Consider the following 13,675-nt stretch of genomic DNA (forward strand, 5'->3'; position numbering starts at 1 on the left):
GGCCCTGACCGCAGCAGAGTTGAGAGTCCCTCACGGAGGGAAAATGCCAGCACACAGTCGTCCCGAGAGCGCACCGGCCCTGTCCCTCAGGGAACGTCAGGTGCTCGCGCATATCGCGGCGGGACTTTCCCACAAGCAAGTGGCCAGACGCATGGGCATCAGCGTGCACACCGTGAGCACCTATCTGCGGCGCATCAGGAACAAGCGCTCCGCGCCCACCGTGGCGCATCTCATCCGGCTGAGCCTCACCGAGAACTGCGGGCCTCGATGATCCGGTAGCCACTGAATCCCAAGGGCTCGCTCCGCGCGACGAGTTCGAGCCCGGCGCGCCGGAAGAGTTCGTCGAACTCCGCGGCGGTGCGCTCCCTGCCGGGCGTGAGCACCATCAGGGTGAGGTCGCTCACCGCGAGGAACGGGTCGGTGCCCGTGTCCACGACCGGGGGCGCCACGATCTCCACGACCATGATCCGTCCCGTGTCGCTCATCGCGTCCCGGCAGTTGCGCAGCAGGTCCACGCAGCGGTCGTCGTCCCAGTCGTGCAGCACGCTCTTGATCACGTAGCGGTCGGCGCCCGGCGGCACGGACGCGAAGAAGTCCCCCGCCACGACGTCGCACCGCTCCCCCAGGCCCGCCCCGGCGAACCGGTCCACGGCGCCCGCGACGCCCTGTGCGGTGTCGGCGAGCACGCCCCGCAGGTGCGGGTGCCGGGTGAGCAGTCCGGTCAGCAGGGTGCCGTCGCCGCCGCCCACGTCGACGACGGTGGCGACGTCCGAGAAGTCGTACGCCTCCGCGACGGCCCACGCCTCCGCCTGCGCGCTGACCGCCATGGCCGCGTGGAACTGGGCCCCCAGCTCCGGGTTCTGCTCGAAGTACGCGAAGACGGGGCCGCCGGTCACCGTCTCGATGGAGGGCCTTCCCGTACGCACGGCGTCCAGGAGACCGCCCCAGGCGGCCCAGATGCCCTCGTCGAAGTAGGGCAGGAGCATGGGCCGCAGCGAGTGCGGCACGTCCGAGCGGAGCAGCTGCCCGGCGGGCGCGAGGTGGAAGCCGCCCTCGTCCGTCTCGGTCACCACGCCCAGCGAGGCGAGGCCGCGCAGCACGCGGCGCAGCGCCTGCGCCTGGACGCCCGCCTCCGCTGCCAGGTCGGCCGCGCTCCAGGTGCGGTCGGCGAGCAGGTCGGGCAGGCGCAGCCGCACCGCGACGTGGATCATCTGCGCGGGTACGAAGCCGAAGGCGAGCCGGTAGAGGTGCGCGGCGGCGCCGGGGTCGAAGGCGGGGGCGGCCGCGTGGTCGTGGGCGGTCTCGTGTTCCGTGGCGGCGTCGGCCGTGGTCATTCTGCGCTCGCTCCTTCGGATCGGATGGCGGGACGGTCTTCGGGGCGGCCTGCGGGGCCGGGTCCTGGTCGGAACGACACGGGCAGGCGCGTCAGGCCGCAGAGGATGCTGATCTGCCGCCAGCGCAGCTCCGCGGGCGGTACGTCGAGGGCGAGTCCCGGCAGCCGCGCGAAGAGCGCCGCGAACGCGCACGACGCGAGGGCGCGGGCCAGGGGCGCGCCGAGGCAGAAGTGGATGCCGTGCCCGAAGGCGAGGTGGGGGTTGGGCGCGCGCCGGATGTCGAAGCGGTCGGGGCCCGCGCCCGCGCTCCGCTCTCCCCCGAAGGCGTCCGGGTCCCGATTGGCCAGGGACAGGCCCACGTTCACCACGGACCCCTCGGGGATGAGCGTCCCGCCGAGCTCCACGTCCTCGACGGCGACCCGCAGCGAGGACTGCCCCGCGGACCCCTCGAAGCGCAGCAGTTCCTCCACCGCGCCGGGCAGCAGCGCCGGATCCTCGCGCAGCTCACGGAACTGGTCGGGGTGGGCGAGGAGCGTGAGCAGGCCATTGCCGATGAGGTTGGTGGTGGTCTCGTGGCCCGCGACGAGGACCAGCATGGCGAGGCCCACGAGTTCCTCGTCGCTGAGCCCGCCGTCCTCCTGTGCCACGAGCAGCGCGCTGAGCAGGTCGGGCTGCTCGTCCGCCGGTACGTCGTGCCGTACGCCTGCCCGCTTCTCCTCGACGAGCCCGCCGAAGTACGCCCGCAGCCTGCGCGACCGCTCGTCGCGCGTGCGGGGACCCGTCTCCACGGAGAGGGTGCGCGAGGCCCAGGTGCGAAAGGCCGGGCGGTCGGCGGTGGGGATGCCGAGGAGTTCGCTGATGACGAGGACGGGCAGCGGGAAGGCGAAGTCGGCGATCAGGTCCGCGTGTCCCGCGGGCGTCACGGCGTCGAGGAGCTCCGCGACCGTGCGCTCGATGCGGGGTTCGAGCGCGGCGATCCTGCGCCGGGTGAACCCGTGCGAGACGAGTCGGCGCAGCCTGGTGTGGGCGGGCGGATCGTCGTTGGCCATGGGTGAGTACGCGACGGCGGCGCCGGACGCGTGGCCCAGGCGGCGCGGATCGTTGGAGAGCCGCGGGTCGCGCAGCGCCCTGCGTGCCTCCGCGTGGCCCGACACCAGGAAGTAGGTGAAGCCGCTCTCCTCGCGGACGAGCCTGACGGGTGGCTCGGCGCGGATGAGCCGGTGCGTCTCCTCGGGCCGCGTCAGCAGGACGTAGGGGCTGAATCCGGCCAACGGTTCGGACCGCGACTGAACCGGCATCCGCATCTCCTGATCTGTCTCTCCTGGTCCCGGGCGACCGGCCCACGATCGCACCGTGCGCGGCCCGTGTCGTCCGTCTGGAACAGGGGATCGCCCCTCCGACCCGAGGCTGAGGCCGGCGGCCGGTCTCCGCCCCCGCGTGTGGCGCGGGCCTCCGATAAAGAATGAATAGCGGCCGCGAGTTGAATGCTGATACAGCGGTGTGAGCGCGGCCGAAGTGTGACGGGACACACTCGACGCCGGAAGATCAACGATCACAAGCGCGCCGGGAGTTGTCCGCCGGTGAACGTCAGTAAAGACGTTGAGCAATCTGGACCAGCCCCGGTCAGTCGAGTACTGTACTGATCACTCTCGTGGTCCAGACCAGTCAACGCGAGTTCGGACGCGTTCGGACGGGTCCACACCCACGGAGACCTCAATTTCATCCGCCGTTCAGCGGCGGTGAATACTGGGTAATAGCGCGGCCAGAAAGCTGTGAACAATCAGGCGGGGGACAGCCTATGCGTCAAATAGCTCCTGTTAATTGTATCCGGATTGCCGTTTGCGACTCGCGCCATCTAGCGCGGGCCGGACTCATCGGAGTCCTTGCGCGAGAGCCCGACATCTCCGTGGTCGCGGAGGTCTGGGACGCGGCGGACGTGGCACAGACCCTCCGGGCGGAACAGCCCGACGTGGTGGTGGTCAGCCATGATCCACTCGTTATGGACGGCATCGCGGTGGCCGAAGCACTCCGCTCCTGCCCGGAGTTGGCGTCCTCCGGCGCCGGCGTCCTGATGCTCTGCGATTCGCTGGAGCACGACGAACTTCTCTCGGCGCTCAGAGGTGGTGTGCGCGGGGTGCTTCCGGTGAACGGTGACCCCTATACGCTCGCCGCCGCCATCCGCGAGATCGCCGCGGGCGCCATGCTCCTCAAGTCGCCGACGGCCGTGGGCCTCATCAACCGTCTGGTCAGCCGGTCGCCCGGCGTCACGGTGGTGCCGGGGTCCCATCTGTCCAGGCTCACCCACCGCGAGCGCGACGTGCTGTCCCTGGTGGCCAACGGGCACTCCAACTGCGAGATCGCCCAGAAGCTGACCCTCAGCGAAGCGACCGTCAAGTCGCACCTCTACCACCTGTGCCAGAAACTCGGCCTGCGCGACCGTGCCCAGGCCGTCATCCTCGCCTACGAGACGGGGCTCGTCCGGGCCTGCCCCGCGGCCTGACCCGCCTGCTCCTGCCGGGTTCACGCGGGGGAGAACTGGGCCGCGTCGACGTGGCTCACCGCCACCGACAGGAACGCGCGCGTGGAACCCGGGTCGCTCGCGATCCACCGCAGGAATCCCCTTCTCTCGTCGGTCACCTGGAGCCCCGCACTGTCCAGAGCCATCTGGTAGCGGGGCTCCATCAACCGGTCGCGGGCCGCCGCGAAGCCGTGCAGCGCCGCGTCCAGTGCCGCCGCGTCGGCGAAGCACTCCCCCGGCCCCTTGCCGGACTCCTCGCCCCGCCCCTCGGCCACCGCGTCGGCGAGCGCCGCCGCCTGCTCGAAGGCGTCGCTGATACCGGTACCGGTGATCGAGTCCTTGTGACAGCCCGCGTCGCCCACGAGCACCCAGCCGGGTCCCGTGGCCTGCCGGAAGAAGTTGAACTGGCTGCCGGTGCCGCGCAGCCGCTCCACGCGGTGCGCGCCGGCGGCCCGTTCGGCCAGGTCCGGTGCCGTGCTGCGCAGGGCCTCCGCGTACGCGAGGTTGGGATCCCTGCGGACGTCGGGGAACTCCGCCTGCGGGAAGTAGGCGGCGACCAGGGTGAGTTCGTCGTGCGTCGGCACCACGCCGATCAGCCTGCCCGTGCGCTCGTGGACCTCGAACTGCGCGGGCAGCCCCGCCCAGTACCCGTAGTACACACACGTCATCGGGGCGTCCTCGCGCTCCGTCCGGGCCCCCACGAGACGGGCCACCGTGGAGCGCATGCCGTCCGCCCCGACCACCAGGCGGGCCCCGATCTCCTGGGTCGCGCCGCCGTCCGTGCGGCAGGTGACCCCGGTGACGCGCCCGTCGTCGCCGGTCAGCACCCCGGTGACCGTGCAGCCGTCCCTGAACTCCGCGCCCGAGGCGACCGCCGCGTCGGCGACCAGGCCGTCCAGGACGTAGCGGCGCGGCGCGTACACGGCGTCGATGCCCTCCTCCACCGGGACGGGGCCTTCGAGCATGAGCTCGCCCTCGAGGGCGTACGAGATGTGGCGGACCGGCGGGCAGCCCCCCTCCCGCAACGGGCCCAGCAGACCCCACCGGTCGAGCAGGCGCAGGCCGGGACGGTGGACGTGCTGGGTCGAGAGCGTGTCGCTGGGGAACCTGGCGCGGTCGAGGAGCAGCACGCGGTGCCCCGCCCTGGCGAGCAGCATCGCGGTCGCGGCACCCGCGCTCCGCGCCCCCACGACCACCACGTCGTAGGACTCCATGGACTCCATCAGGCGCTGTCCCTCTCACTCGTGATCGTGCCCCGCAGGGGCAGCTGCGGATCGGTCCTGTCGGGGGCCGCGCGCCCCACCGTCACCAGGACGAGCGGCGTCAGCGGCGCGGGCAGGCCGAGCGCGTCCGCGATGCCCGTCAGGTCGAAGTCACAGTGCACGTGGCTGTCGAGCCCCGCGGCGGCCGCGGCGAGAGCGACGCGCTGCGCGGCGGTGCCCGCGGCGATGTTGAGCATGCGGTACCACCGGTCGCCGTACGCGACGACCCCGCCGCGCGGATCCCCGCAGACCACCAGGGTCGCGGTCGCGGTACGGCACTCGTCGGCCAGCATCGGGCTCTTGGCCGCGTGCAACACGGCCCGCGCGGCGTCGGCCCCACGGGTGGGCCTCAGCGCGTGCGACGCGCGGTCGTAGAGATACGCCCCCGTGGCCACCCCAGGCACGCCACGGATGACCCCGCCGATCCTGACGGGCTCCCCGTCGCCGTCCGGCATGGACGGCAGGTCGGAGCGGACGGGCGCGGTGGCGGTGGCGTACAGGGAGGCGAGGACCTCGGGCGGCACCGGGGCGGGGCGGTAGCCGTAGACGGTACGACGCCGGGTGAATCCGCGTGCGGGGGCGGGGTGTACGGGAGGCAAGGGGATGGTGGGGCCTGAGGTCGCGGGAGGTGAGGGGGTCGCGGGATCGGGAGTCTCGGAACCCGCGATCCCCTCACCCCCGGTACCGCCCGGAGATCCGTCGAGGATGGCCTCGTGCAGCGCGGCCGCTTCCGCGACGGCGGGGGTGCCGGTCAGCGGCCGGGGTGCCGGGCGCTCGGCCGGGACGTCGCTCCGCCACCACGACGCCGACGACGCGGAGGGCACGGACGACGCCGACGACGTCACCGGCTCCGCGCCGCCCCCGGAACCGCGCACCGTCACCACCGCGAACACGCTCTCCGCCAGCGGGTCAAGACCCACGTGCCGGTCCAACTCCCGGTCGTGAAAACGCAGATGGACCTCGGCCGAAAGCCCGGCGCTCTCGGCGGCGGCCACCACCTGCGCCACCGCGACGCCACAGTCCAGGCTCTGGAGGCGGTAGCCGAACGAGCCGTACTTCGCGGAGTTCCGCCATAGGACGCTGCTCAGCAGGAGAACGAACTCCGGGCGCAGGGAAGGCGGTTCGGCGAGATGCGTGAGCAGCAGGTCCCGCCCCTCGCCGCTCCTGAGCCGCTCCAGCGCGTGGTGCGCGGGGTCGTAGTGGGAGAGCCCGGCAGTCGTGCCGTCCACGTCGCAGTGGGCGACGTACACCTCGACGGGATAGCGGGATCCGGAGGCCGCGCCGGGGCGTCCCGGCGCGAGGATCACCCGCCGTTCGCGTGCCGCTTCCGTCGACGTGGTGGCGAGGCCGGTCGGCATGATGCCGCTCATCCACCGCATCCGGGTGAGCCCGCCCGTCTGCCGCAGCAGCCAGGAGAGCCGCTCCCCCGGGGTGGCTCCCGGCGCCTCGCCGGGTGAGGTCAGCGGATGGCGCGGGGCGTCCGGGTAGCTCTTGTAGAGCGGTGGCATGAGGCCCGTGTCGGCGGTGGGCAGCGCGTCCGGCGGCAAGTGTCCGGTGCCGAGGAAGCGGAGGGCGGCGGCGCCGAGGGTCTGCTCGGTCGTGGCGGGTGCGGTCACTGGTGGGCCCCTTCCGGGCGCGGGCTTCCCACAGGGGTCTGGCCGGGGACGGGCAGCAGGCAGCGTTCGTCGGGTCCGGGCGTGCCGAGCGCTATCTGGAACAGCGGCTCGTGCCCCTCGGGCAGGGACAGGGCGCGGGACAGGACGGCCGCGTCGTACCCGTTGTGGATGCGCGCGGCGAGCCCTTCGGCCGCGCTCAGCACGCACACGCGCTGAGCCAGCACGCCCGCCTCGTGGTGCAGGATCCTGAACCCCCGGTCCCCGAAGGCAAGTTGGGCGGCCTCGCGCGGGCCTGAGAGGAAGAACACCGCGTGCACGGACCGGTAGTCGATGTTGGGCGCGGCCACCCCGAGCCGGTCCGGCGGCAGCTCCCCCTGGTGCACGGGCCCGTCCGGCGTCAGCTCGTGGAGACCGGCCCGCATGCCGTCGACGCGGTTCGTCCACAGGTGGGCCCTGACGGGGGACGGCGTGCCGTGCGGCCGCGCGTCCGACGCGTACGCGTACGGCAGGCGGTCCGTGACCCTGCGCACCGCCCCCGCCGGGACCGGCGGCCCCGCCGCGCGGAACACGGGGCTCCCGGACGTACGGCCGCGCAGGGTCGCGGCGAGGTCGGGCAGCGGTGCGCGCGACGACGCCGCGTGCGCGCCCTCCCCAACGGCCGGATCGGCGGGCAGCGAGCCGAACGACGCCGTGTCGGTCAGCCGTGCCGAGCGGTCCAACTCGACGAGTTCCGGGCAGATTTCGAGGCCGTTCCCCGGCGGCGACGACACAGGGAGCTCGACGGGCTCGACCGTCACCAGCTCCGCCTCGGCGACCGGCGCGGACCTGCGGCGCGAGGAGCCGCCCCGCGCGTACAGGGGCAGGGCGAGCGCCACGCTCTCCCGCGGCGGGCGCACGCCGAGCAGCCGCTCGACGGCACCGTCGACGAACTGGTGGTGCACCTGCCCCGCCACGCCCAGCGCGTCCGCGACGAGCAGCGCGTTCCCGGCGACCAGGCCGGTCTCCTGCGCGCAGAGGCGGTACGCGTAACTGCCGTAGCGGAAGGCGGTCCGCCAGAACACCGTGGAGAGCAGCAGCATGCCGACCGCGCCGTCGATGTGCGCCCCGAGCGCCCTGCCGAGCACGTCCTCGAAGTCGCCGGTCCTGAGCTGGACCAGGGCGTGGTGGGCCGCGTCGTGGGCGTACAGGCCCGCGGGCAGCCCGTCGTGCCCGGGCGTCCACAGATAGGTGTCGACGGGCGCGAAGCAGCGGGCCGACGGGGTGGCCCGGTGGTAGGGCCAGCGGGCGGTCGGGCCGAACTCGGTGCGCAGGACACCGTTGGTGTAGTGGAGCAGCGCCGAGTGGAAGTCCGCGCTCGGCACCTGTCCCCCGGGCGCCAGCGCGGACGGCGGCGCGGGCAGCGGGAAGCGCGGCAGCTCCCCGAACCGCCGGAACCGCTCCGGCTCCGCGGGGCCGCCCTCCCTGCCGCCCGGCGCCTCGGCGGTCATGGCGGCGTAGTCGTACAGCGAACGCCGCCAGAAGCGCTCGCCGGGCGTCGTCCCCCCGTCCTTCGTGAGGGTCATCGCGGGACTCCTCACGGGAACGGGTGCGGGTGCGGGTTGATGTCGGCGGGGGTCAACGGGCGCTCGGTGTACCCCAGTTCGTACGGCGTGTTCAGGAGCCTCGGCAGGCCGTCCACCCGCCGGTTGCGGTGTCCGAAGGTCATCGGCAGGGTGCCGGGCACCATCACCTTGACGCAGGCGAAGCCGCCCGCCCGGTGCTCGGGGGTGGTCTGGTCGACGACGATGACGTCCATGCCGTGGTCCGCGTAGCGGCGGACCATCTCGCCCAGGTCGTCGCGCAGGTCCGTGTGCTCCGGCCACTTCCACGCCGCATCGAAGTCGCTGAACGGCCGGGCGGGGCGCGGCGAGAGCAGGAAGTCGAAGCGGTCGAAGGCGTCCTCGTGGCTGTAGAGCACCGAGTGGTCGCCCATGATCTTGACCAGTGAGGGATCGCGCACCATGGCGGCCGCGCGCTCGCGCTCGTCGGCGTCGTAGATCTTGGCGTGCTCCAGGAGGTGCGCCATCTCGTGCAGGACGTTGACGACGGCCTTCTCGGCGGTGAGCCCGGAGCCTCCGGCGCACAGCGCCTTCGGCCTGCCCGGATCGTCGAGGGCGTCGAGACCGACCGCCCAGAAGCAGGGCACGCCCTGTTCCAGGGTGGCGGAGTAGAGCTGGATCTCGTATCCGGTCCGCTGGCGCAGGTGCTCGATGAGCATCGGGATGCGGCGGTCGCGCGCCGAGCCCGGGTCGACGCGGGGAATGGGCATGCGGCCGTACCAGGTCATCAAGAAGGCGTCCCGCTCGGCGACTTCGAGGAGGCCGCACAGGATCGCCTCCTCCAGACAGCCGCCGAGTGCGCAGCCGTTGGATATCTCGTAGACGAAGCGCGGCTCCTCGTGGCTGTGCGCCGCGTAGTACGCGTACCGCTCGGGCACCAGGACCGGCGCACCGCGACCGAAGGAGTACCCCCAGACCCAGGGCATCACCAGGTCGTCGTCGTAGCGCACGTAGGGGAAGCCGGGCAGGTCGTGGCGCTCGTCCGGATAGAGCCCGAACTCGCGCGGGTCGACGGCCTGTTCGCCCAGTTCGCGACGGCTCGCGGTGACGGCGGTGCGCCTGCCGCGCGGCTGCTCGCCGCCGAAGCGCTCAAGTGCCTCCAGGACGGCGGTGATCCGCGACGACCGGTAGTCGAGGGTGCGGCCCCAGCCGTGCTGGGAGCTGTTGCCGCGCAGCGAGCTCAGGGGTGCGACGGCGCGCGGCAGCGGCCCCGAACGCTCGTCGTCGACGGACGGCACGACACCCGCAGCGCCGTCCACGTACAGGTCGTACAGCTCGTCCGCGCGGGCGATGACGTCCTGCGTGCGGAACACGTCGGGGGCCCGCTTGGGGCGCTCGGCGGGCTCGATCACGGCGTCGTCGGGGGCGTCCTGCGGCAGACCGCCGCACACCTCGCACGGCGCGTAGGGGAGGTACCGGTGCGAGCCGACCGCGAGGGACGCGAGGTCCACGCTCAGGAACCGGTCGCCCGGCCTGCGCCCTGCGAACTCCCGCTCCGCACACGCTTGTTCACCCGCGAGGGCCTTGGCCAGCAGGTCGACGGCGAGCTCGGCGGCCACGGCGGCGGCGGCCCTGGTGCGCAGCGCCGACGGCCGCTCGGTCAGCGCGGCGCCGTGCCGCTCGCGCAGCGCCTCGTACTCCCGCGCCTTGTCGCGCGCGAGCCTGCGCCGCCAGTCGGCGCACTCCGGGCAGCCGCCGTCGGGCGTCCCGGCGAGCGGCCCGACGTGCACGGCGTCCGCGGCCGTGGTCACGGGCAGCCAGGGAATCCCGGCGAGCCCGGCCGCCTCGCGCACCCGCGCGAGGAGTTCGGCGCGGGGGGCGTCGCCGACAACGAGGACCGCGGCACAGCCGGCCAGGGCCGGGGCGGTGCCGTCCGGAGCGGCGAGGGCGCCGTCCGGGCGTACGACGTCGAAGGCGCGGGCGGCGACGGCGGCGACCGCCTCGTCCAGGAGACCCCCGTCGCCGACCAGGGCGACCATGGGGCGGGGCGGGGTGCGCTCAGCCATCGAGCAGCACCACCTTGAGCAGGTGCGGGAGTACGCCGGTGACGGCGGCGTCGCCGTCCAGCGGGACCGCGACCGGCTCCTTGCCCCGCGCGCGCAGGGCTTCGACCAGGGGGCCGTAGCGCCCTTCGCCCGGTTCGCGGGCACCGGTCCGCAGGCGCACCGCGGACGACGGGGCGTACTGGGGCTGGTCCGCCGCGGCCGCCTGGTGGCTCAGGAGGAGATGCCCCAGCGCCGACTCGATCGCCTCGTCCGCGGTGAACCCGGCGCCGTGCGCGACGAGTTCGCCGTCCAGGGCGACCGTGCGGACGAACGCGCCGTCCGGCGCGTCCACCGCGTACGCGCGCAGTTCGCCGCCGATCGCGGCGAGCAGACCGTGGAAGCGCCGTGCGGTGTCGGTGAGTGGAAGATCGGCGAGGTCCAGCGCGTGCGCCGACTCCGGCACCGCGCCGGACGGGAGGCCGCTCAGGACGTGGTCGAGCAGGCCCTGCTCCACGGCGTCGGCCCAGGTGACCCCGGCCGCGACGCCGGTGGACGCCGAATCGGCCCGGACCGGCACCTGTCGTTCCCCTCCGTCGGCGAGGGCGATGCCGCGCGCGGGCCCGGGCGCCGCGACCCGCGCCGCGTACGCCGCGAGGCCGTGCCGCAGGGCGGCGTCCCTGGCCGCGTCGAAGTCCGTGCCCGCGCCCCAGACGTCGAAGCGCTCGCCCGGACGTCCGGGGTCGTCGACGGCGAGCCGTACGACGCGCAGCGGGAACTGGTCGAGGTGCTCCTCGGTCACCGGCGCGAGCACGCCGAGCCGGGCGTCGGTGACGGCGGCGACCCGCTCCGCGAGCTCGGCGGGGTCAACCGCCTTGCCATCGGCGTGAGTTGACAGGCGTTCCGACGGCGAGTCGGCAGGGTGCGGGGACAGGGCGTGCGTGACCGTCTGGAGAGTCTCCAGGTCGAGGTGAACGACCCGGGCGGGGGCCGCGGTGTCCTCCGCGTCGTCGGCGACCCCTGTCACGTACTCGAAGGCGCGGAAGGCCAGGTGGTTGGCGATGATGCCGGGCACGGGCCCCGTCAGGAAGCGGCCCGTGGAGCCGTCCTCGCCGATCCGCCGCCACAGGCTCGGCCAGCGCGCCGCTCCCGCCGCCCGCTCCGGCGCGCACACCGGCCCTATCCACGCGTCGTCGCCCACGACCGTGGCCGTGATCGACATCGTCCCCGCGGCCCCGCACGCCTCGTCGAGGGCGGCGAAGAGGGCCGGTCGCGCGGAGTCCGTCGCGACGAGCAGGACATCGGCGTCGCGGGCCACCACGGTGAGGTCCGCGCCGTCGAGCGGCTCGATCGTGAGGCGCTGCCCCGGGTCGTGGTCCCCCGCCGACGCGGCGAGCGCGTCGAGCCTGGCGCGGTCCCCGGGATCGTCCGTCACGGGCCGCGCCGTCACCCGGGCCGCGCCCGAGAGCAGGACCGCCTCGACGAGCGCGGTGAACACGGCCCCCGCGCCGACCACGCAGAGCGCGCTCTCGCGGTAGCGCTGGAAGCGGCGGGCGGGTGAGGTGCAAAACGCCTCGACGAACGCGATCTGCGAGGCGTACGCCGAGGCGACCTCCTCGGAGAGCGTGTGCGGCTCGTCCGCTGCCACGTCGCGGACGAGGCCCGCCTCGTGCAGCGCGCCGACGAGCCGCTCCACCATCTGGCGCTTGGCGGGCGGCAGTCCCGACGTGAGGTCGCCGACGCTGTGGCCGCCGTTCAGATGCGGGGAGAGCTTCTCCAGCCAGGTGTAGGTGGAGGCCCCCTGGAAGGTGACGACGTCGCTGCCGTTGGTCAGCAGGACACCGTCGCCCTCGGGGGTCGGGGTGAAGAACACTCCGGCCCTCATCCGGGGGCACAAGGCCGCGACATCGCTGTGCATGGTGGCTCGCTCCTCTTCTCAGTGATCGTGATCGTGCCAGCGGGCGCCGTCGAGATCGTCCGTCCCTGGACTGCTTTCTCGGGTCCGCCCGCCGGACGGAGTCACGGGTCCGGCTCCCACTCCGGTGGGGGTTCCTTTCTCCGTTCCGGGGGCCGCGGGGGTCAGGAGGTCCGCGCGTGCTTGCGGGTCAGCTCGGTCAGGACGGGCACGAGGTCCGCGGGTCCCGGCAGCGCCGCGAGCTCTTGGCGCAGCACGGCCGCGCCGTTGTGGAACAGGGGCTCGGACACGAGCCTGCCCAGCGCGTCGCGCAGCGCGTCCGGGCTGAACCCGGCCGGTTCCAGGGTGAGTCCGGCGTACCGCTCGGTGGCGTAGCGGGCGGCGGCGCGCTCGCCCCAGTACGGCATCGGCACGATCAGCTGGGGCACGCCGAGCGCGGCGGCGGCGGAGAACGTGCCCTCCCCGCCGTGGTGGACGACGGCCGCGCAGTCCGGCAGGAGCTGGCTGAGCGGCAGGTAGTCGACGACCCGTACGTGGTCGGGGATCGTCACGCCCTCCGTCTGGTCGGGGGTGAGCGTGGCGACCAGTTCGACGCCGAGGCCCTCGGTGGCGGCGAGCACGTCGGCGACCGGCACGCCGCTCTCCCGGAACAGCTGACGTCCCCGGCCGCCGACCCCGAGCGTCAGGCAGACCCGCGGCCGCGAGGGGCGTGCGTGCAGCCAGTCGGGCACCACCGCGCCGCCGCTGTACGGGATCCAGCGCATGTTCTCGTAGCGCAGGTCGGCGGGGACGGAGGGGCGAAGGCCCGGCGGCATCGGGTCGATGGTCCACTGGCCGAGCAGCAGCTCCTCCTCGTACGGCAGGCCGTACGGTTCCAGGAGCTGCTGCATGACCTCTTCGAGGGGCTCGGGCCAGGCGGCGTCGGCGTTCTGCTCGGTGCGGTAGCGCAGCGAGCGACCGCGGAGCCAGGCGACGGTGTCCTGGCCCCACAGGAGCCGGGCGTGCGCGGCGCCGCTGAGCCGGGCCGCGATGGCGGCGGGCAGACAGAACGGGTCCCACAGGACGAGGTCGGGCCGCCAGCGCACCGTCGTGCCCGCGAGGTCTTCCAGGAGCGGGCGGAGCCGGGCGAAGAGCCGGGTCAGCTTGAACCACTTCTCGCCCCAGTCCGGGCAGTCCTTCGGGTCGGCGGCGAGGTCACCGGCGAGGCCGTCGAGGAGGGCGGGGTCGCGGCTGTACGCGATGATCTCGTCGAGCTCGTCGCCCCTGCCGAGCGGCACCGCGGCGAGTCCGGCCTCCGTGACGGGGCGCGTCATGTCGGGGTGGGTGGCGACGCGCACCTCGTGGCCCGCGTTCTGCAGCGCCCAGGCGAGCGGAACGACGGGGAAGGTGTGCGCGGTGGCGGGGAAGACGACGAACAGGACACGCATGGAGGCGCTCCCTTCCTGGCGGG

The 13,675-nt window shown here is 73.7% G+C and carries 10 protein-coding genes; 2 read left to right on the top strand and 8 right to left on the bottom strand.

Annotated elements, in window-relative coordinates; translation table 11 throughout:
• Positions 1 to 43 precede the first annotated feature (43 nt).
• Positions 44 to 271: a response regulator transcription factor gene (locus tag KY5_RS11595; protein WP_098242163.1), complete on the top strand. Its 228-nt coding sequence runs from the start codon at positions 44 to 46 to the stop codon at positions 269 to 271.
• Here KY5_RS11595 and KY5_RS11600 read toward each other — a convergent pair.
• Together KY5_RS11600 and KY5_RS11605 are read right to left on the bottom strand one after the other, a co-directional pair.
• Complete coding sequence (locus KY5_RS11600) at positions 246 to 1,334, bottom strand: methyltransferase (RefSeq protein WP_098242164.1); 1,089 nt, start codon at positions 1,332 to 1,334, stop codon at positions 246 to 248. The two genes, KY5_RS11595 and KY5_RS11600, sit on opposite strands and share 26 nt — an antisense overlap.
• On the bottom strand, positions 1,331 to 2,632 hold the full coding sequence (locus KY5_RS11605; protein WP_098242165.1) for a cytochrome P450 family protein: 1,302 nt from the start codon (positions 2,630 to 2,632) through the stop codon (positions 1,331 to 1,333). Before KY5_RS11605 ends, KY5_RS11600 begins: the two co-directional genes overlap by 4 nt.
• A gap of 638 nt (positions 2,633 to 3,270) precedes the next feature.
• Here KY5_RS11605 and KY5_RS11610 point away from each other — a divergent pair.
• Complete coding sequence (locus tag KY5_RS11610; RefSeq protein ID WP_159072509.1) at positions 3,271 to 3,834, top strand: LuxR C-terminal-related transcriptional regulator; 564 nt, start codon at positions 3,271 to 3,273, stop codon at positions 3,832 to 3,834.
• Between the two features lie 20 nt (positions 3,835 to 3,854).
• Here the strand turns inward: KY5_RS11610 and KY5_RS11615 are convergent, their stop codons facing one another.
• The 6 genes from KY5_RS11615 to KY5_RS11640 form a co-directional block, all read right to left on the bottom strand.
• Positions 3,855 to 5,075 carry an FAD-dependent oxidoreductase gene (locus KY5_RS11615; RefSeq protein ID WP_234362691.1) on the bottom strand — a complete coding sequence of 407 codons (1,221 nt, stop codon included), beginning with the start codon at positions 5,073 to 5,075 and terminating at the stop codon, positions 3,855 to 3,857.
• On the bottom strand, positions 5,075 to 6,730 hold the full coding sequence (locus tag KY5_RS11620) for a SagB family peptide dehydrogenase (protein WP_098242167.1): 1,656 nt from the start codon (positions 6,728 to 6,730) through the stop codon (positions 5,075 to 5,077). Before KY5_RS11620 ends, KY5_RS11615 begins: the two co-directional genes overlap by 1 nt.
• Positions 6,727 to 8,292, bottom strand: a complete 1,566-nt coding sequence (locus KY5_RS11625) for a SagB family peptide dehydrogenase (protein ID WP_098242168.1) — start codon at positions 8,290 to 8,292, stop codon at positions 6,727 to 6,729. The genes KY5_RS11620 and KY5_RS11625 overlap by 4 nt, the downstream gene beginning before the upstream one ends.
• 11 nt (positions 8,293 to 8,303) lie before the next feature.
• Complete coding sequence (locus tag KY5_RS11630) at positions 8,304 to 10,334, bottom strand: TOMM precursor leader peptide-binding protein (RefSeq protein ID WP_098242169.1); 2,031 nt, start codon at positions 10,332 to 10,334, stop codon at positions 8,304 to 8,306.
• The gene (locus tag KY5_RS11635; protein ID WP_159072510.1) at positions 10,327 to 12,228 is read right to left on the bottom strand and encodes a hypothetical protein; all 1,902 of its coding nucleotides are present in this window, start codon (positions 12,226 to 12,228) and stop codon (positions 10,327 to 10,329) included. Before KY5_RS11635 ends, KY5_RS11630 begins: the two co-directional genes overlap by 8 nt.
• Before the next feature lie 161 nt (positions 12,229 to 12,389).
• Positions 12,390 to 13,652 carry a nucleotide disphospho-sugar-binding domain-containing protein gene (locus tag KY5_RS11640; RefSeq protein WP_098242171.1) on the bottom strand — a complete coding sequence of 421 codons (1,263 nt, stop codon included), beginning with the start codon at positions 13,650 to 13,652 and terminating at the stop codon, positions 12,390 to 12,392.
• Positions 13,653 to 13,675: the final 23 nt, after the last annotated feature.

Origin of the sequence: Streptomyces formicae (assembly GCF_002556545.1) — a bacterium.
Classification (GTDB): domain Bacteria; phylum Actinomycetota; class Actinomycetes; order Streptomycetales; family Streptomycetaceae; genus Streptomyces; species Streptomyces formicae_A.

Coding starts and splice junctions, on each gene's coding strand:
- KY5_RS11635 (WP_159072510.1), bottom strand. CDS start 12,228: ATGCACAGCGATGTCGCGGCCTTGTGCCCCCGGATGAGGGCCGGAGTG.
- KY5_RS11630 (WP_098242169.1), bottom strand. CDS start 10,334: ATGGCTGAGCGCACCCCGCCCCGCCCCATGGTCGCCCTGGTCGGCGAC.
- KY5_RS11615 (WP_234362691.1), bottom strand. CDS start 5,075: ATGGAGTCCATGGAGTCCTACGACGTGGTGGTCGTGGGGGCGCGGAGC.
- KY5_RS11595 (WP_098242163.1), top strand. CDS start 44: ATGCCAGCACACAGTCGTCCCGAGAGCGCACCGGCCCTGTCCCTCAGG.
- KY5_RS11605 (WP_098242165.1), bottom strand. CDS start 2,632: ATGCCGGTTCAGTCGCGGTCCGAACCGTTGGCCGGATTCAGCCCCTAC.
- KY5_RS11625 (WP_098242168.1), bottom strand. CDS start 8,292: ATGACCCTCACGAAGGACGGGGGGACGACGCCCGGCGAGCGCTTCTGG.
- KY5_RS11600 (WP_098242164.1), bottom strand. CDS start 1,334: ATGACCACGGCCGACGCCGCCACGGAACACGAGACCGCCCACGACCAC.
- KY5_RS11640 (WP_098242171.1), bottom strand. CDS start 13,652: ATGCGTGTCCTGTTCGTCGTCTTCCCCGCCACCGCGCACACCTTCCCC.